General features: G+C 63.8%; 18 protein-coding genes. 8 read left to right on the top strand and 10 right to left on the bottom strand.

What is annotated here, in order from left to right; genetic code table 11:
* Positions 1 to 178: 178 nt before the first annotated feature.
* The gene (locus AC0L4C_RS11605; RefSeq protein ID WP_473399741.1) at positions 179 to 913 is read left to right on the top strand and encodes an SIMPL domain-containing protein; all 735 of its coding nucleotides are present in this window, start codon (positions 179 to 181) and stop codon (positions 911 to 913) included.
* Between the two features lie 47 nt (positions 914 to 960).
* On the opposite strand, the gene AC0L4C_RS11600 is transcribed toward AC0L4C_RS11605, so the two are convergent.
* On the bottom strand, positions 961 to 1,785 hold the full coding sequence (locus AC0L4C_RS11600) for a sulfite exporter TauE/SafE family protein (protein WP_473399740.1): 825 nt from the start codon (positions 1,783 to 1,785) through the stop codon (positions 961 to 963).
* Between the two features lie 6 nt (positions 1,786 to 1,791).
* Entirely contained in the window at positions 1,792 to 2,211 is a 420-nt protein-coding gene (locus AC0L4C_RS11595) for a secondary thiamine-phosphate synthase enzyme YjbQ (RefSeq protein ID WP_473399738.1), read from the bottom strand.
* A gap of 201 nt (positions 2,212 to 2,412) precedes the next feature.
* On the opposite strand from AC0L4C_RS11595, the gene AC0L4C_RS11590 reads away from it, so the two are divergent.
* A complete protein-coding gene (locus AC0L4C_RS11590; RefSeq protein WP_473399737.1) occupies positions 2,413 to 4,716 on the top strand; it encodes an OmpA family protein in 2,304 nt (767 codons plus the stop codon).
* A gap of 36 nt (positions 4,717 to 4,752) precedes the next feature.
* On the opposite strand, the gene AC0L4C_RS11585 is transcribed toward AC0L4C_RS11590, so the two are convergent.
* Both AC0L4C_RS11585 and AC0L4C_RS11580 read right to left on the bottom strand, forming a co-directional pair.
* A complete protein-coding gene (locus tag AC0L4C_RS11585; RefSeq protein WP_473399736.1) occupies positions 4,753 to 5,049 on the bottom strand; it encodes an ArsR/SmtB family transcription factor in 297 nt (98 codons plus the stop codon).
* A 47-nt stretch (positions 5,050 to 5,096) separates the two neighbouring features.
* Positions 5,097 to 5,999 (bottom strand): alpha/beta hydrolase, encoded by a 903-nt coding sequence (locus AC0L4C_RS11580; RefSeq protein WP_473399735.1) that lies wholly within the window; start codon positions 5,997 to 5,999, stop codon positions 5,097 to 5,099.
* Positions 6,000 to 6,186: 187 nt separating this feature from the next.
* Here AC0L4C_RS11580 and AC0L4C_RS11575 point away from each other — a divergent pair, with 187 nt between their 5' ends.
* From AC0L4C_RS11575 to AC0L4C_RS11560, 4 genes are all read left to right on the top strand, one after another.
* Entirely contained in the window at positions 6,187 to 7,611 is a 1,425-nt protein-coding gene (locus AC0L4C_RS11575; RefSeq protein ID WP_473399734.1) for an ArnT family glycosyltransferase, read from the top strand.
* A complete protein-coding gene (locus AC0L4C_RS11570) occupies positions 7,608 to 9,065 on the top strand; it encodes an ArnT family glycosyltransferase (protein WP_473399733.1) in 1,458 nt (485 codons plus the stop codon). Before AC0L4C_RS11575 ends, AC0L4C_RS11570 begins: the two co-directional genes overlap by 4 nt.
* On the top strand, positions 9,065 to 10,540 hold the full coding sequence (locus AC0L4C_RS11565) for a glycosyltransferase family 39 protein (RefSeq protein WP_473399732.1): 1,476 nt from the start codon (positions 9,065 to 9,067) through the stop codon (positions 10,538 to 10,540). The genes AC0L4C_RS11570 and AC0L4C_RS11565 overlap by 1 nt, the downstream gene beginning before the upstream one ends.
* A gap of 228 nt (positions 10,541 to 10,768) precedes the next feature.
* A complete protein-coding gene (locus AC0L4C_RS11560; RefSeq protein WP_473399731.1) occupies positions 10,769 to 11,032 on the top strand; it encodes a hypothetical protein in 264 nt (87 codons plus the stop codon).
* A gap of 48 nt (positions 11,033 to 11,080) precedes the next feature.
* Here the strand turns inward: AC0L4C_RS11560 and AC0L4C_RS11555 are convergent, their stop codons facing one another.
* On the bottom strand, positions 11,081 to 11,569 hold the full coding sequence (locus AC0L4C_RS11555; RefSeq protein WP_473399729.1) for an Lrp/AsnC family transcriptional regulator: 489 nt from the start codon (positions 11,567 to 11,569) through the stop codon (positions 11,081 to 11,083).
* A gap of 145 nt (positions 11,570 to 11,714) precedes the next feature.
* Between AC0L4C_RS11555 and AC0L4C_RS11550 the strand changes: the two genes are divergently transcribed.
* Positions 11,715 to 12,755 (top strand): LLM class flavin-dependent oxidoreductase, encoded by a 1,041-nt coding sequence (locus AC0L4C_RS11550; protein ID WP_473399728.1) that lies wholly within the window; start codon positions 11,715 to 11,717, stop codon positions 12,753 to 12,755.
* Positions 12,756 to 13,074: 319 nt separating this feature from the next.
* Here AC0L4C_RS11550 and AC0L4C_RS11545 read toward each other — a convergent pair whose 3' ends face one another.
* From AC0L4C_RS11545 to AC0L4C_RS11530, 4 genes are all read right to left on the bottom strand, one after another.
* Positions 13,075 to 13,299 (bottom strand): hypothetical protein, encoded by a 225-nt coding sequence (locus AC0L4C_RS11545; protein WP_473399727.1) that lies wholly within the window; start codon positions 13,297 to 13,299, stop codon positions 13,075 to 13,077.
* A 96-nt stretch (positions 13,300 to 13,395) separates the two neighbouring features.
* Positions 13,396 to 13,707, bottom strand: a complete 312-nt coding sequence (locus AC0L4C_RS11540) for an HlyU family transcriptional regulator (protein ID WP_473399726.1) — start codon at positions 13,705 to 13,707, stop codon at positions 13,396 to 13,398.
* A gap of 9 nt (positions 13,708 to 13,716) precedes the next feature.
* Complete coding sequence (locus tag AC0L4C_RS11535; RefSeq protein ID WP_473399724.1) at positions 13,717 to 14,601, bottom strand: alpha/beta hydrolase; 885 nt, start codon at positions 14,599 to 14,601, stop codon at positions 13,717 to 13,719.
* Between the two features lie 70 nt (positions 14,602 to 14,671).
* The gene (locus AC0L4C_RS11530; protein WP_473399723.1) at positions 14,672 to 15,283 is read right to left on the bottom strand and encodes a GyrI-like domain-containing protein; all 612 of its coding nucleotides are present in this window, start codon (positions 15,281 to 15,283) and stop codon (positions 14,672 to 14,674) included.
* A 131-nt stretch (positions 15,284 to 15,414) separates the two neighbouring features.
* Between AC0L4C_RS11530 and AC0L4C_RS11525 the strand changes: the two genes are divergently transcribed.
* Positions 15,415 to 15,888, top strand: coding sequence for a hypothetical protein (locus AC0L4C_RS11525; RefSeq protein ID WP_473399722.1), 474 nt, complete (start codon positions 15,415 to 15,417; stop codon positions 15,886 to 15,888).
* Positions 15,889 to 15,922: 34 nt separating this feature from the next.
* Here AC0L4C_RS11525 and rpoD read toward each other — a convergent pair whose 3' ends face one another.
* Entirely contained in the window at positions 15,923 to 17,986 is a 2,064-nt protein-coding gene (rpoD, locus tag AC0L4C_RS11520) for an RNA polymerase sigma factor RpoD (RefSeq protein WP_473399721.1), read from the bottom strand.
* Positions 17,987 to 18,091: the final 105 nt, after the last annotated feature.

Raw genomic sequence — 18,091 nt, 5'->3', positions numbered from 1 at the left:
GTCCAGCCGAGGCCGACGCACGTACCTCAGCAATTGGTTAAGTCTTTTCTGCAATCCCGCCCAAGGATCGCCACGTGCTGGGCGTCTCACTCTCCAGAATGGGACTGATCGATGTTCATTTGCCGTTCATCGATGCGGCCATATCGAGGCATTTTGCCATTTCTACCGGAGACGACCCATGCGCTTGTTGACCGCCATCATCCCGTTTGCCCTCTGCACGGCCATGACTGCCCCCGTGCTGGCACAGGAATTTTCCGAGCCCGGCACCCTCTCCATCGCCGGCCACGGCGAAGTCATGGTCGCCCCCGACACCGCCTATATCACCTCCGGCGTGACCACCCAGGGTGTCACAGCGCGCGACGCACTCGACGCCAACACCAAGGCAATGGCCGAACTGATCGAGACACTCAAGTCCGCCGGCATCGAGCCGCGCGACATCCAGACCTCGGGCTTTTCAGTCAATCCCAACTACGTCTATTCCGATGCCCGCGATGCCAATGGCTACCAGCTGCCGCCCAAGATCGCCGGCTATCAGGTTTTCAACACCGTGACCGTCCGCGTTCGCAAGCTCGAGACCCTGGGCACGGTCCTCGACCAGGCCGTCACCGTCGGCGCCAACACCATCAACGGCGTCTCCTTCTCCGTCGCCAACCCGGCCGCCCAGCTCGACGACGCCCGCAAGGCGGCCTTCGCCGACGCCCGGAAGAAGGCCGAACTCTATGCCGATACTGCGGAAATCGACCTTGGCTCCATTCGGTCGATCAATAAATCGCAAAGCTACGGCCAGCCCCAGCCGATGTCCCAGGGCGTCATGTATGACCGCGCCGCGTCCTCGCCGGTACCTGTCGAAGCCGGCGAGCTGAGCTATTCGATCGACGTCCAGGTCACCTGGGCCATCGCCGCGACCAACTAGCAGTTCCTCCCGCGACGGCCGCTCCGGACTTCGGTTCGGGGCAGCAGTCAGCCGGCGACTGCCTTCCAGATCATGTTCGTTCCCACCACCAGCAGGAACACGGCGAACACCCGCTTGAGCGTCTTCTGGTCCAGCCTGTGCGCCAGCGTCGCGCCCAGCGGCGCCGTCAGCGACGCCATCACTCCGATCAGCAGAAGCGCCGGCAGGTTGACGTAGCCCATGCTTAGCGGTGGCAACCCCTCCACGCCCCAGCCCGAAATCATGTATCCCGCGGTCCCCGCCACGGCGATGAACACGCCGATCGCCGCACCCGTGCCGACCGCCTGATGCATCGTTGCCCCCAGCGCCGCGATCGTCGGTACGCTCAGGGCCCCGCCGCCGACGCCCATCAGCGCCGAAATGTAGCCGACACCTGCCGCAAACAGCCTGTGCGTCAGGCCGGATGCCGACAAGTGCCCGATCCGTTGCTGCTGGAACGGCAGCACAATATTGGCGGCGATGAAGAATGCCATCACCCCGAAGACGATGCGCAGCGTATTGCCCGAAAACCAGCCCGCCATCAATCCGCCAACCAGCGTCGCTGCGACAATCACCGGCGCCCACAGCATGAGCACGCGCTTGTCGACTGCGCCGCGCCGGTGGTGCGACAGGGCACTCGAAAGACCGGTGGGAATGATGATCGCCAGCGACGTGCCCACCGCAATGTGCTGTACCACCTCGCTGCTATAGCCCATGATCTCCAGTGCCACAGCCAGTGCAGGCACGAGAATGGCGCCGCCGCCGATCCCCAGCAGCCCGGCAAACACGCCGGAGACAATGCCGGTGAGCGCCAGCCCGATAACGAGCGGCAGATAGGTCATCAAGTCGGTCATGAGAGGTCAGTCGCCGATGATATGGAGGGCAATTTGCCGGCGGTGCTGCCGAGCGCGATGTTCGAACAGATAAATGCCCTGCCACGTCCCCAGCAAGGTCTCCCCCTGCGCAACCGGTACGGTTAGCGATGTCTGGGTCAAGGCCGACTTGATGTGCGCGGGCATATCGTCGGGCCCCTCGGTCGTATGCACCAGCCAGTCCATGCCTTCGGGCACCAGTCGCCTGAAAAATCCGTCGAGGTCCGTCTGCACGTCGGGATCGGCATTCTCCTGGATGAGCAGGGAACAGGATGTGTGGCGGCAAAAGACTGTCAGCAGTCCCGAACCGATGCCGCTGTCGCCGACGAACTCCTCGACGTCGCGCGTCATCTCGTAAAGCCCGGCGCCCTGGGTCCTGATCTCGAGTAGTTTCTGCTGCTGTCGCATGCCCTCCGCTAGCATGCCCGCCCAACTGGCGCCATCTTTGCGGAGCTAGGTTTGAGGCAGGGAACCATGCGTCTGCTGAGGCGTTAGGGCAGTTCCATCACCAGTCTGGACATAACAAGAGGTCTTCGGAGTCATTCAGGTTCCGTTCATCCAGACTGCGTCACTTCTCATCCATCTGACTTCAAAAACAAGGACCCCATCATGCGCCTTCGCAACTGGCTCCTGACCGGCACCAGTCTCGGCCTTCTCGCGCTGTCACCGCTTCCGGTACAGGCTCAAAGCGCCGAACTGACTGCCGCGTATCAGGCTTACGTCGATGCTCAGGCATCGGGTGACGCAACCGCCGCAGACAACGCCCTCGGCGCCTTCACCGAACAGTGCATCGTTGCCGGCTACGGCAGCATTGACGAGTGCATTGCCGCGATCACGGCTGCTCCCGCCGCACCCGCCGAAGAAGCGCCGCCTCCGGCGGAAGAACCGGCACCGGCCGCAGAGCCTGCGCCTGTTGAAGAACCTGCCCCGGCAGTGGAAGCAGCGCCGGCAGAGGAGCCCGCGCCCGCTGCGGAAGCCGCTCCCGTAGAAGAAGCTGCGCCCGCGCCGGAGCCGGCACCCGCCGAACAGGCTGCGCCGGCCGAAGAACCGGCACCCGCCGAACAGGCCGCCCCAGCCGAGGACACCGGTCCGTCGGCAGAAGAGGTGCAGGCACAGTTCGTCAATGACCTGAACGCTGCACTCGCCGACTATCAGGCCGCCCTCGACCAGGCGGCCGCTGGTGGCGACTTCGCAGACGCCCAGGCCAAGGCTGACAGTGCCGAAGCCCGCATCCTGCAGCTCTGCACGGACAACGGCTATCCCGACATCGCATCGTGCATCGGTCAGGACCTGCCCGCCCTGCCGCAGCCGGCCGAGGCTGCGCCTGCAGAGGAGGCACCCGCTGCTACGGCCGCCGAGCCGACTCCTGCAGAACCCGCTCCGGAAGCGCAACCCGCCGAGGCCGCCCCGGCTGAAACGCCGATGGCTGTCGAAGCACCGCCCCCGGTTGATCCTGCCGTTCAGGCCCAGGCCGATCTTGCGACCGCCATCGAGGTCTACAACTCGGGCATCCAGCAGATGCAGGCCGGCGATGCCGACGGTCAGGGCACGGTCGACTTTGCGCTGCAGCAGATCACCGATATCTGCACCAACGCAGGGCAGACGGACATTGCGGCCTGCCTCGCGCAGTTCGGCTTTGAACCGCTTGCCGAAGTTCCCCAGATGCAGCCTGTAGAACAGCCTGCGCCTGAGGAAATGTCGCCCGCGAGCAACGAGAACGTCACTCCCGACGCCGTCGAGGCCCTGCCGGTCGAGATTGCTGCGGAGGAGGCAGCCCCTCTGCTCGATAGCTCCAAGGACACGCAGACCAGCGTCGCCGCTGGCGAGCAGCAGGCTGCCGAAGTGCCAGCCGAGCCGGAAGCTCCGCCGCCGACATCCGACGCCGACGCCCAGTCGCGTCTGGCACCGGTTGAGGTGAAGTCGGTTCAGGAGGAACAGGGGCAGCCGGTCTCCGAACAGGCGATCGCCTTGGCTCCGTCTGCCACCGATCCGGCAGAGTTGCCGCAGAACGTCACCATCATCAACAACACGACGATCAACAACACCGTCATCAACAACAATGCGCCCTCGTCGCCGGTGTTGTTCCAGGTTGGCGTCAACATCGTGATCAACAATCCTGAGCAGGAGCGTGATCGCATGTACCGGCCGGATGAAGACCGGATCTTCTACGAGGACCTGCGCAACGGCCGGACCCGTGAGACCATCGTGCGGCCGAACGGCGTCCGCATCGTCACCATCCGCAATCGCTGGGGCGACGTGCTCAAGCGCTCGCGCTTCACGCCGGACGGCCGTGAATACATCCTCGCCTACTATGACGACGAGGACGATGACCGTGGTGACACCGACAGCTTCTTCATCGATCCCGGTGCAGACCTGCCGCCGCTGCGTCTGAACATCCCGGCGCGTGAATACACGCTGGATGTGAGCTTCGCCGATGAGGAAGAGGTCGAGACCTTCTTCCTGCAGCCCCCGGTCGAGCAGGTGCGCCGCATCTATTCGGTTGAGGAAGTAAAGCGTTCGGCCCGTGTCCGTGACTCGGTGCGTCGCGTGGAAATCGGTGGCCTGACCTTCGACTCGGGCAAGGCAACCATTTCCTCCAGTCAGGTCGGTGCCTTGAGCAAGGTGGCACGTGCCATGCTCAGCGTGCTCGACCAGAACCCGGCAGAGACGTTCCTGATCGAAGGACACACCGATGCGGTGGGCTCCGACACCTCGAACCTGGTGCTGTCGGATCAGCGCGCTGCCGTGGTTGCCCAGATCCTCACCGATTTCTACAAGGTGCCGCCTGAAAACCTGGTGACCCAGGGCTATGGCGAACGCTACCTGAAGGTGAAGACCGAGGGACCCGAGGCACTCAACCGCCGCGTTACCATCAAGCGGATCACGCCGCTGATCACCGTCACCCAGCGCTAGGCGCTGCTGACGCAAGAACTGAAGGGCCGGAGTGCATCACTCCGGCCCTTCCTTGTTTTCCGCCAGCACGTCCAGCGGCAGGTCATCGAATAGCTTGAGCCAGCGCATCGCCACCGCGTGGATTGGTACCGGATTGAGGAAATGCAGTCGTTGGCGACCGCGCTTTTCCGAGATCACCAGGTTCGCCTGCTCGAGAATCGACAGGTGTTTGGTGACGGCTTGGCGCGAGATCGCCTGACCTTCGCAGAGTTCGCTCAGAGTCTGCCCGTTGCGCTGCCGCAGCCGATCCAGCAGCCGCCGGCGCCCGGTATCGGCCAGCGCCACAAACACCATTTCACGCGTCTCGAGACTCATATCACGCAACCCTTCAGTTGCGCTGACTAGACGGTGACCTCGGCGTGGTAAAGTGCCCTTACGAACCCGCCGATCTCGTCTATGGCTTGACGCGCCTCGGGCACCTCGATTCCGGCGGTATGAAACACGTGCCACATTCCCTCGAAGATCTTGAACGATACCGGCACGCTGGCCTTTTCGGCCTGCTTTGCAAACTTCCGGCTGTCATCGAGCATCACCTCGTCGCCACCGGCATGAATGAGCATGTGCGGCAACCCGGCAGGATCGGCGAACAGTGGCGAGAGCAGCGGATCGGCCGGATCGCGCTTGCCGGCATAAAGCAGCCCGGCCTCGCGCAGACCTTCGCGGGTGATGATCGGATCGAGATGACGCAGCTTGGCATAGCTTGCCGACGACACCGTCAGATCGGTCCACGGCGCCAGCAGGATGGCCGCCCTAGGCATTAGGGCGCCAGCGGCGCGCAAGGCCAGCAGCATCGACAGGGCCAGTCCGCCACCAGCGGAGTCCCCGCCCACGAGGATATTGCTCTCCGAAAAGCCCTGGTTCAGCAGCCACTGGTAGACCAGCAGCGCGTCCTTGACGCCGGCCGGAAAGGGGTGTTCCGGGGCCAGCCGGTAGTCGGGCAGGAGCAACCGCATGTTGGTGACGCGGCTGAGATTTGCCGCAAGCAGCCGATGCGTCTTGGGTGAGCCGGCATTATAACCGCCGCCATGGAAGAACAGGAAGACCCTGTCGCGCGCCACGCGCGGCGTCTCCATCCATTCGCAGGCGACCCCGCCGGCGACCTGCTGCGAAAAACGCGCCGTCTTTGGCAGCACGACAAGTCGCGCGTCGGCCTCCCACTCCCGGCGGCGCTGCTCAAGCGGCCGCTCCGGCTTGCGCTCGGCAAACAGCCGATCCCGCTCCGCCCGTGCCTCCCGACTGATCATGAGTTCTCCCTCAAACTTGATATATTTTGTCGCTAGCCCGGGCGCGGCGCAATAACATCACGATGGCATGACTAACGCGGGCGGGGTTGCCTCGCGCGTCAGTTGCTTTATGGCTCCATCATTCGACCAGCCCGGCCATGAGATGACGGACGCCACACCCCTGCCCCTCCGCCGGTCGCCGCGACCTTTGCAGACAGTTGTCGCCCTGTTTCTGGGCCTGCGTCTGGTGATGCATGTCTTTGGCGCCCCGCTCGGCGACGAGACCTACTACTGGTTCTGGGGCCAGGATCCCGACCTCTCCTACTATGACCACCCGCCCCTGCACGCCTGGCTGCTCGGCGTGGTTTCGCTCTTCGGCTGGTGGCCGTTCAGCACCCGCATCCTGACATGGTTCACCCTCGGCGGCACGCTCTGGCTGTTCTGGCTCTTCGCCCGTCGGCTGGCGCCCGACCACGCCGGCGAGCGCTTCTGGCTGACGGCCGCTATCTATCTGGCGTCTCCGCTCTTTTTCACCATGACGCTCGTCTCCTATCACGACCATCTGCTGGTCATGCTGTGCCTGGCGAGCGCCTGGTGCCTCGTGGTGTTTGCCGACGGCTTCAAGGCAGGATTGCACCACTGGGGCTGGCTCTATGCGGGGGCCATCCTTCTCGGGCTCGCCGTACTGACCAAGTACAATGGTGTGCTGTTCGGCCTCGGCATCGGGCTCTTCGTCCTGGTGCGCCGCGATCTTCGGCCGCTGCTCAAGAGCCCGCATCTCTGGCTTGCCGCACTCCTGGCCATTGCCATGCAGGCCCCGGTTTTCGCCTGGAACACTGCGCATGGCTTTTCGTCCTACGAATTCCATTTCGCCACCCGGTGGGGCGGCACCCACCCCGCGAACTGGTTCGCACCGGTCACGTTCCTGCTTGTGACCGCTCTTTCGGTTGGCCCCTTCCTCGTCTGGCCGATCATCCGCCTCGTCGTGACACCGGCGGAGGCACCGGCGACCGAGGCAAGAGCGCTGGCCCTGTCGGCGCTCGCGGTCTCCACCCTCTGCCTCGCCCTGATTTCGGTCTTCCTTGGCGCCTATTTCTACTGGAACATAGTGGCCTTCATCGCCGTGATGCCACTGCTCGCGCCGCATGTGGGACGCGGCATCCAGCTCTGGCTGCACCTGCTCCTGGGGCTGGTCTTCGCGCTGGCGCTGGTGTTCAATTTTGCCATTGCGCCAATCTCGCCGCTGTTCGGCGGCAAGGATGGCGGCAGTGCCGTCAATTTCGGCTGGACCGAAGTCGCTGGTCGGGTTGCCGCGCAGCTGGACGCTCACCCCGACGCCCGACTGGCGGGCACGCGCTACTCCAACGCCAGCCAGATCGGCTTCGCCCTGCATCGCGCAGACGTCACCGCATTGTCGTTCGAACGCGACCAGTTCGACTACTGGTTCGAGCCCGCCGCCCATGCCGGCGACGATTATGTCATTGTGGCCGACGACAACGATGGCGACTCGGAGAGCAGCTACCTTGAGGACCGATTTGAGAGTGTATCACTGCTCGAAACCGTGCCGGTGGAGCGCTTTGGCGTGACCGTATTCAGTTTCCGCATCCTGCTGGGCAAGGGCTATCGCCCATGACCTCCCGCCGGATCATGCAGGGTGTCGTCCTGATCCTGCTCGGACTCAAGCTCTGGTTCGACATCGCCGTGCCGCCAATGGGCGACGAGAGCTACTACTGGATGTGGGGCCAGCGCCTCGAACTTTCCTATTTCGATCACCCGCCGCTGCACGCCTGGCTGCTCGCCCTGACGGAGAAGATCGTCGGCTGGCATTGGTGGAGCGTCCGCGCGCTGACCTGGGTCTGCCTCGCTGCGACGCTGCTCGTCTTCTGGTCGTGGGCCAAGCGCATCATGCCCGACGACCCGCGCGAGTATTTCTGGCGCACAACCACCCTCTACCTGGCGACGCCCATCTTCTGGCTGATGACCACGATGGCCTTCAACGACTATCTCCTGATCGCTCTGGCCTTCATCTCGGCCCACTTCTTCCTCGGCTTCCTCACCCAGTGGGAAGCCGGCATGCGCCGGTATGGCCCGCTTTACCTCGCCGCCATCTTTCTCGGCCTCGCGGTCCTCACCAAGTACAACGGCGCCATTCTGGGACTTGCTTTCGCCGCCATGGTGCTATCGCGCCGCACCTTCTGGCCGCTCCTGCGCGACCCGCATGTCTATCTTGCCGGCCTGCTCAGCGTGGCAATGCAGGCGCCGGTCCTCTGGTGGAATCTCACCGAAGGCATGGCCTCGTTCAACTTCCATCTGGGCACCCGCCTGACCGGCAGCGGCGATAGCCTGGCCTATGGCTACCCACTGGTCTTCCTCGCCAATATCGCGCTCGTCCTCTCGCCGTTCCTGACCATTGCGCTCTTCCGCTATCCGTTCGGCCCGAGGCTCATCGGCTTCGAATCCAACGCCAGGCGCTTCGCCTTTGCCGGCTTCGGGGTCTCGACGCTGGTCTTCCTTGCCGTGTCGTTCTTCGTCTTCATCTATTTTTACTGGAACATCATCGGCTACGTGGCTCTCGTTCCGGTCGCCTGGCGCTATCTCGGCAAGCGATGGCTGTTCTGGCTGCACACGGCCTTCGGCCTCTGTATGGCAGTCATCCTGACAGTCAATTTCGCGGTGTTCCCCTTGGCCAATCTCGTCGGTCCCAAGGACTGGGGCACATCCGCCAACTTCGGCTGGGACGAGCTCGCGCAGGCCGTCACCACCGAGCGCGCAGCCCATCCGGACGCCTTCCTGGCCGCGACGCGCTACACCTATGCGGCGCAGCTCGGCTACCAGTTGCAGACCTCCGACGTGACGTCCTTCAACACGCTGACCGACCAGTATGATTTCTGGACCGACCGCGCGGTATTGACCGGCGGAGATGCGCTGATCATCGCCGATGGCGCCTGGCCCATCGGCTTTGCCCAGACCCAGTTCTCGACCATGACCCTGCTCCGCACCGTCTCTGTGAGCCGCTTTGGCCTGCCGGTGACCGACTACGAAATCTGGCTGGGCGAGCATTACCAGCCGACCCAGGAACAGTTCTGATGCCCGCGATCGCGCGCAACCGGGCGTGGCTGCCCTTCGCCATCGCGACCGAAGCTTTCATTGCCATCAAGCTCTGGATCTTCCTTGTCATGCCGCCGATCGGCGATGAGGCCTATTACTGGATCTGGGGACAGCACCCTGCCCTGTCCTATTTCGATCACCCGCCGCTGCATGCGTGGTTGCTGGGGCTCATCAGCCACATGACCGGCTGGAACCTCGTGGGCTTGCGGGCGCTGACTTGGTTGACGCTGGCGAGCACGGGCTGGATCTTCTGGTACTGGGCGAGACGGCTTTCTCCGGCAGATCCGGCCCTCTATTTCTGGCGCAGCGCCGCCATCTATCTCGCCTCTCCGCTGTTTCTCGCCATGGGGTCGATCGCCTTTCACGATCACCTGCTGATCGCGCTGTGCCTCGCGGCCGGACACTTCATGCTGGTGTTCGCCGAACGTTTCGAGCGCGACGATGCCGGGTTTGGCTGGCTCTACCTCGCCGCGACATTGCTCGGCCTCGCCACGCTGACGAAATATAACGCCGTGTTTCTCGGCGTCGCCTTCCTTGGCTTTCTGCTCTTTCACCCCGGCATGCGAGCCTCGCTGCGAACGCCGCATCCGTGGCTGGCCGCACTGTTCAGCGTTGCCCTGCAGGCACCGGTGTTCTGGTGGAACCTGACCGAGGGCTTTGCATCTTACCGCTTCCATCTCGCCGAACGCTGGGTCGACCCGCAGCAGGCGAGCCCCGCCCAGCTGCCGCTCTTTGTGCTCATCACCGTCATCGTCCTCTCCCCCGTCGTCGTCTACGGCACTGTGCGGCTGATCCTGCGTCGGCCGGCCCCCGGCTTCGAGGCGCGGGCCAAGCATCTCGCCATGTGGCTGCTCGGTATATCGAGCCTCGCCATGGTCGGGCTGGCGTTTTTCGTGCAGGTGTTCTTCTACTGGAACATTGTCGCCTTCCTGCTGGTCATGCCGTTGCTGGCGCTGGCCCTGCGACGGTCCTGGCTGATCTGGACGCATGTCGCCTATGGCCTGGCGTTCGGTGTCCTCCTGCTGGTCAACCAGACCATCGTGCCGGTGGCGTCGCTGTTCGGGCAGTTCCATTGGGTGACCGCATCCGCCTACGGCTGGGACGAGGTTGCCGAGCGGGTCGAGGCCCTTCAGGCCGAGCATCCCGACGCCTTTGTCGCCACCACGGTATACGGCACAGCCGCCCAATTGGGCTTTGCCATGCAGGACGCCGACGTCGTCGCCCTGTCCCCGCGCCACGACCAGTACGACTTCTGGTTCGACCCCAAGGCGCATGCCGGCCAATCCGCCATCATTGTCGCCGACCCGTTCTACACCATCAGCGAGACCGGAAACCCCTTCGCCCAGGTCACGCTTATCGAGCAACTCGCCATCACGCGCTTTGGAAAAGTGATCTACGAGCCGCAGATTTACTTCGCCGAGAGTTATCAACCGCCGGCAGCGGCAGCCGATTAACCTTGCCAATCAGCGTGCTACGTCAATCACTGCGAGCACTTCAGCAAGCTGGAACGAATTCAAACAGCATCGCGTTTCTACGCCATACGGTACTCAAACAAAGGAGCTTCACCATGGCTATCCCAGAACGCGATACCGTCTATTCAAACGACGGCACCAATCGCACCGTCTATACCCGCGAGTTCGAACTCGACCGGCTGGTTTGTAGGTATCATCGTTGCGCTTGCCTTGCTCGCGATCGGTTACCTGGTGTTCTCGGCCAATTCCGGCCCGTCCACGCCTGCAACCTCGGTTGATGTCAACAATACCCCGGCCATCACCGCACCCGCCGATACCGGCACCACGCCTGCTCCGATGACGGAAGCCCCCGCGACCGGCACCGAAGCCACGCCGATGGCACCGGCCCCGGCCGATGACGCTGCTGCACCGGCCGAAACGACGCCGGCACCGGCAGCCACCGAAACCGCTCCGGCGGCTCCGGCTGTCCAGTAACGCCTGACGTCGCCCCAAACGTGACTACTCTGGGTCCCTGGCCAATGGTCAGGGATCCAGTGCGTTTTCGGCCGGTGGTTGCGGCACGGTGACCGTCTGCGTCTCCTTGGCAGATGACAGCACGATCAAAGTCTCGGTGCGCTGCAACCCGGGCACGTCCTTCACCACGCCGGAAAGAAATGCCTCCAGATCGCGGGTGGTGGATAGGCGCACCTTCATCAGGTAGTTCCACGCGCCGGTGACGTGATGGCACTCCAGCACTTCCGGCGATGCAGCCACCCGGACAAGAAACTTCTGCTCGGTGAGCGGGTCGCTCCAGCCCACAAAGACATAGGCCAGCAGGTCCAGACCGATCTTTTCGGGTGACACCCTGGCATGGAAGCCGGTGATGATCCCCTGCCGCACCAGCCGACGGATGCGGTCGTTGAGAGTGGAGGGCGCGACGCCGATCGCCTTGCCCAGCTCGGCCACCGGCACCCGGTCATCCTCCTGCAGCAGAGCCAGCAGTTTGCGATCGATTTCATCAAGAAGGGCCATGGTGTCCTGCGCGCCTTGTGCCTGGTGCTTCTATGCTTTTGTACAGGTGGCCGCTGGCTTGGCAAACACCGGTTACACGCCTGTGCTCTCTTGCGGCCCGGCAGACTTGCCGCCATCTACCGGCCAGTAACAAGGGATGCTCGTCATGCAGATTGGACTCTATTCGTTTGCAGAGAATACACCCGATCCGCTCAATGGCGGCGCGCTGCAGTCGCCTGCCGAGAGGGTCAAGGACCTGCTCGAAGAAATCGAGCTGGCCGATCAGCTCGGGCTCGATTTCTACGGGCTGGGCGAGCACCACCGCCAGGACTTCGTCGCCTCCTCGCCCGTCACCCTGCTGGCAGCCGCAGCTGCACGCACCAGAACCATTCGCCTCTCCACCGCCGTGACTGTCCTCAGCTCCGAGGATCCGATCCGCGTCTGGCAGCAATTTGCCACGCTCGACCTGATTTCCAACGGTCGCGCCGAAATCATGGCGGGGCGCGGCTCGTTCATCGAGAGCTTCCCGCTGTTTGGCTACGAACTGGCCCACTATGACGACCTGTTCGAGGAAAAGCTGGCCGAACTGCTCGAAATCCGCAAGGGCGGCAAGGTCGAGTGGCCCGGCAGTGACCACACCAAGCCCATCCCCGGGCTCGAAATCTACCCAAAGCCCGTGCAGGATCCCCTGCCGCTCTGGATCGCCGTCGGCGGGACGCCCAATTCCGTTGCGCGAGCAGCCTATTACGGCCTGCCGTTGATGATCGCGATCATCGGCGGCAATCCGCAGCAGTTTGCGCCATTTGCCGAACTCTATCGGCGTACCGCTGAAAAGAGCGGACACGATGTATCCGCGTTGCCGATCGGCATCGCGTCGCACGGATTCATCGCCGAGAACTCGCAGGAGGCGCTCGATACGGCGTTTCCGGCCCACCACGAAGCCATGAGCCGCATCGGTCGCGAGCGTGGCTGGCCGCCGACGACGCGCGCCCAGTTCGAGGCCGGCGCCGGCCCGCAGGGCGCCTATTTCATGGGCTCTCCGCAGCAGGTGATCGACAAGATCCTGATGCAGCACGAGTGGTTCGGGCACGACCGCTTTGGCCTTCAGCTGTCGGTGGGCACCATCCCGCACGCAAAGGTCATGAAGGCCATTGAACTGCTCGGGACGGTCGTCAAGCCGGCGATCGACAAGGCCCTTGCCGGCTAGACGGGCTGCCGCTGGATAGTCGCGCCGCCTCAATTCTGCCTGATCTTGGTCGCGCTGCAGCCAAAACCACATGCGAAACGTTTTGTTAAGAACCGGCATTCCTCAGCAACCGGCCGGTTTGGAGCAGGACCATGCGAACCGCGCACGCTCATCATCACGCCCACACCCCCCGATCCCGGCGCAACTGGATCGCGGAGACACTTGTTGTGTTTGGCATCGTGGCGTTTGGCCTGTTTGTGCTGGCGCTTGAAGGGCAGTCCATCCCTCTCGGCGGCGCGCAGAGCACGGTCGCCCTGCCCTTCGACCTCACCCGCTAGAGCTATTTGGAGCCTGAGCGCTTCATCGTCTTGATGGCCAGCGGCGGCATGCCCGATTTCTCGGCGATTGCCTGATCCTGTTCCATGATGAACGTCCGGGCCGGCTCGTCCCGGTCGAGGCCGCCCAGCAGATCGGCCGGCACCTTGCGGTTGGACCTCTGGCTTCCGTCCTCATAAACGATGTCGAAGAGCACGAAATCCGTGCGCGGCGTCGGCTTCTTGGCCATTGGAAGGCTCCAGCTGTTGCGGTCAGATATGCGCAGGATAGCGCACCCGCAAAATGCGGGGATTGATTTCGGTCTGGCGAGGCGGGGACCGCCGGATCAGTTCGGCTTGTTCGGCCAGCTCTGCTGGAACAGGGAGATGCCCTGCTCGTCGACGATCTGCCGGCCCTTGGCGATGGCGTAGCTCTGGACGTCGTCCTTCGAGCTGAAGCGGTCGGCGCGGACGAACTCGTAGGTCTTGAGCTCGCCGTCGACTTCCTTCTCGATCCGGCCGGCCAGCTGATACTCGCTCCCCACCTGCATCAGTTTGGCGCGAATGGTGAACCCCTTGTAGGACTCCTCACCACCCAGTTCGGGCTCCTTGGCCCCTGCATCGCTTCCGCCTCCAAAAAGGTTCTTCCAGAAGGACATGGCAAACTCCTATTCGTCAGCGGCGAGCGAGTGGACAAAACTTGCGACCTCTTCAATCGCATCGCGCGCCTCGGGGCAATCGGAATGTTGATAGACGTGCCAAAGTCCTGGGGCGACACTGAGACGGACTGAGCCACCTGAAGCCCTGACCCGTTCCGCGATACCGGCGGCATCGTCCAGCAGCACCTCATTGCCACCGACCTGCACCAGCATGGGCGGCAGGCCGCCGAGGTCGGCATGGAAGGGCGAGGCCAGGGGCGAGCTGTGCAGGTCGGTAGGCGCGTACCAGGCGGCGGCCCGCCGCAGTTCTGCGGCGCGGGGATTGGGATGGTGCTGGTTGGCCGTGTGGCTGGCACCCGAGAGCGTCAGATCGAGCCAGGGCGACTCGAGCACCAGTCCCCGCGGCATAGGGGCACCCAGTTCGCGCAGCCTGAGCAGCGCCCCGAGGGCAACCGCGCCACCCGCCGAGTCCCCGAGCATCACCACATCCCCTGCCGCCACGCCCTGCTCGGCCAGCGCCGCATAGACGGCAACGACGTCCTCTATACCTGCCGGGAACGGCTCCTCCGGAGCCAGTGCATAATCGGGCACCAGTACCCGGCCACCAGTCGCCTGCGCCAGTCGCGCGGCATGCTGGCGATGCGTGCGCGGTGACCCCGCACAGAACCCGCCGCCATGCACGAGCAGGATGATGTGGCCATCGCTGTCGACCCGCTCGACCCATTCGCACGGTACGCCGTTCAGGCTGACGCCGGAGACGAGCGAACCCTCGGGCAGTTTCCTGCCCTTGGCCCGCTCCTCTTCGGCCCGGCGCTCGTCTTCGATCGTCGGTAGCATGTCGAGGGGCTGGGCCTGCATTTCGGCGATGATGGCTTCCGCCTGCGGCGATGGCATGTCTGATTGTGCTCCCGAATCCCGAAACCCTACCGCGCCAGTCCCCACCGGGCAATTGCCGGCCCCTGTCTCAACGCCGCTTCACCGGCTGTCGCAGGATGGTCTTGAGCTTTTCGGGCGCCGTGCGGGTGGGGTCGCTGAGATAGATCTCATGGTGGTGTCCGCTCTCGACCAGCCCGTTGGCCGGCAGGAACTCGCGATGCAGCCGGGCGATAGTGTCCGCTTCGGCGCTGTAGGGCCCGATGTGAAGCGTCTGCACCGACAGCCCCTCTTCAAACCGGCCGAGCCTCAGACCTGCCGGCGGTTCCCCCAGCTTCTTCCGGACCCCGGGCATGGCGCCGGCCAATGCCGCATCGTCGATCCAGTCGGGCTGCATGATCATCATGGTCCAGAGCCATTCACTGCGGTCAGTGTCGGCAAAACGCGATTCATCCTCGGCCCACCACAGGCCCTCGAGCGGCGCCACGCCATAATCCCGGCCGGCGGCCTTGGACTGGAACTTCATGGTGTAGCTGAGCGTGAAGAGCCATTGCACGGCGTTCTTGTAGGCGGCGGCGGTGTTCGGATCGCCATGCCCGTCGATCATCAGGAACGTCAGCGGCGGCACCTCCACCACCTCGAAGCTGCCCGCCGGCGGCCGCCGGTAGGGCTTCATCAGGGCCTTGAAGTCGAGCTTGTCCATTCCGGCCTCCCCTCCCTGCATTCCGCCACCCCCCGGGGGGTGGCAGCCCCAGCGTACCGGGGGTGCCGTTCATCAGCAATTCAGTCGCCCATTCATAATAGGGCCGCACCGAACGGCGGGGGATGAAATCCGTGCAGACATTAGCCACCCGGACACGCCACAAACAGACCGCCGAACTGTTGCGCAAGAACCGCAGCGTCCTCAGCTGGGTCGGCACCGGCTTTGTGGCTGCGCTCACCCTCATCGCCCTCACCTACGAGCAGACGACGGTGCCGACAGGCATCGCAGCGCGGCAGGCGTTCGAGCGCCTGTTCAACCCGGCAGGACAGAATACGGTCTATGACGCCACAGGCGCAGCCAGCAAGATGGCGGGCCTCTTGCGTCAGGGCGAGGTGCAGTGTCGCCTGCATACGGACCGTCGGCGCGACCAGGCTTACGATTACGGCTGCCTCGCCACGGTCGCCGACCGTTTCGGCTGCCTTCGCTACGTGCCGTTCTACATCGAGACCAGCTCGATTGGCCCGATCTCGCGTCCCGTGGATGACGCGCTGGCCCGGCAGATCCTCGACGATTTCAAGCGGCTGGACAGAACAGCCGTCTGCTGAAACGAAAAAGGGCCGCTCGAAGCGGCCCTCTGGATCAGTTGTCGAGGAAGCTGCGGAGCTTCCGGCTGCGGCTCGGATGCTTGAGCTTGCGCAGCGCCTTGGCCTCGATCTGACGGATGCGCTCGCGCGTCACCGAGAACTGCTGGCCGACCTCTTCGAGCGTGTGGTCGGTATTCATGCCGATGCCGAAGCGCATGCGCAGCACACGCTCCTCGCGCGGCGTCAGCGACGCCAGCACGCGGGTCGTGGTCTCGCGCAGGTTCGACTGGATGGCCGCATCGATCGGCTGCACCGCATTCGAATCCGGGATGAAATCGCCAAGGTTGGAATCTTCCTCGTCGCCGATCGGCGTCTCGAGGCTGATCGGTTCCTTGGCGATCTTGAGCACCTTGCGCACCTTGTCCAGAGGCATCTGCAGCTTCTCGCTGAGCTCCTCGGGGGTCGGCTCGCGACCGATCTCGTGCAGCATCTGGCGCGAGGTGCGGACGATCTTGTTGATCGTCTCGATCATGTGCACCGGAATACGGATGGTGCGCGCCTGATCGGCGATCGAGCGGGTGATCGCCTGCCGGATCCACCAGGTGGCATAGGTCGAGAACTTGTAGCCGCGACGGTACTCGAACTTGTCGACGGCCTTCATCAGGCCGATATTGCCTTCCTGGATCAGATCCAGGAACTGCAGGCCGCGATTGGTGTATTTCTTGGCGATCGAAATCACGAGGCGAAGATTGGCCTCGACCATCTCCTTTTTGGCGATCGCGGCTTCCCGCTCACCCTTCTGCACCTTGTGGACGATGCGGCGGTACTCGCTGATATCGAGGCCCGTCTCGCTGGCCAGCGTCTGGATTTCGCCGCGGATATCCTTGACGGTGTCCAGCTCGCGCTTGATGAATTCGCCCCAGCCCTTGCCGGTGCGCTGGCCAACCGTGGCTTCCCACGTCTGGTCGAGCTCCGAGCCGTAATAGGCCTCGAGGAAGTCCTCGCGCTTGATGCCATAGCTTTCGGCCAGACGCAGCAGCCGGCCTTCCAGCCGCACCAGACGCTTGTTGATGTCGTAGAGCTGCTCGACCAGGCTTTCGATACGCGAGGTATTGAGCGACAGCGACTTCACATCGGTGATGACTTCGCCGCGGAAAGTGTCGAGCCGCTTGGCCTCGGGCGCAGCCATGGCCTTGGCATTGGCCATGTCCTCGACATGCTTGTCCTGGATCTTGCGCATCTTGCCATAGGCTTCGGCAATGCGATCGAACGTGGCCACGACCTGCGGCTTGAGTTCGGCTTCCATGGCGCTGAGCGACAGCGAATTCTCGAAATCGTCGTCCTCGTCCTCGACCGGGTCCTGCGGGGCCTGCGGCTCCTCGGGGACGTAGTCGTCATCCTCGCCACCGGCGCGCTTGGCCTTGGGCTTTTCGGACTTGGACGCTTCGGGCGCCGGAGCGGCCTTCAGATCGACCAGATCGGGCGACACCACGGGCGCCGCCTGCTTGGCGTCGGGACCGGCATAGGTGGCTTCCAGATCGATGATGTCGCGCAGCAGGATTTCGGCAGCGGCGAGCTGGTCGCGCCAGATGATGATGGCCTGGAAGGTCAGCGGGCTTTCGCACAGCCCCTCGATCATCGTCTCGCGGCCGGCCTCGATGCGCTTGGCGATGGCGATTTCGCCCTCGCGGCTGAGCAACTCCACCGAGCCCATTTCGCGCAGGTACATGCGTACCGGATCGTCGGTACGGTCAGAGCCTTCGCGGGCGTTGGACTTGGAGGCGACGGCCGTGCCGGTGCGTTCGGCGACTTCGGTCGATTCTTCTTCGGCGTTGTCGGGCTCGGCCTCTTCGACCTCGTCCTCGTCGACGACATTGATGCCCATGTCCGAGAACATCGCCATGATGTCCTCGATCTGATCGGTCGTGACCTCCTCGGAGGGCATCACCGCATTCAGTTCTTCATAGGTAACGTAGCCGCGCTTCTTGGCGGTCTTGATGAGCTTTTTTACCGCGGCATCAGAAAGGTCGAGCAGCGGGCTGTCGGGCGCTTCGGTCGACTGACCGGCCTCCGGCTTCTCGTTGTCTTTCTGTGTCTTGGTTGCTGCCTTGGTCGCCATCTAGCTCTTTGCTCCGGGGGGCCCGCCTGGATCGGGCGCCGATACTCTGTAAGTGGGCATGGCTCAATGCATCGTAAAGGCTGCACGGCTGGCTAGGTCTAGCGT

The sequence above is a fragment of the Devosia sp. J20-27 genome (genome assembly GCF_055808595.1).
The sequence above is the reverse complement of the archived record's forward strand: the minus strand, read 5'-3'. Positions and strand labels throughout refer to the sequence as shown.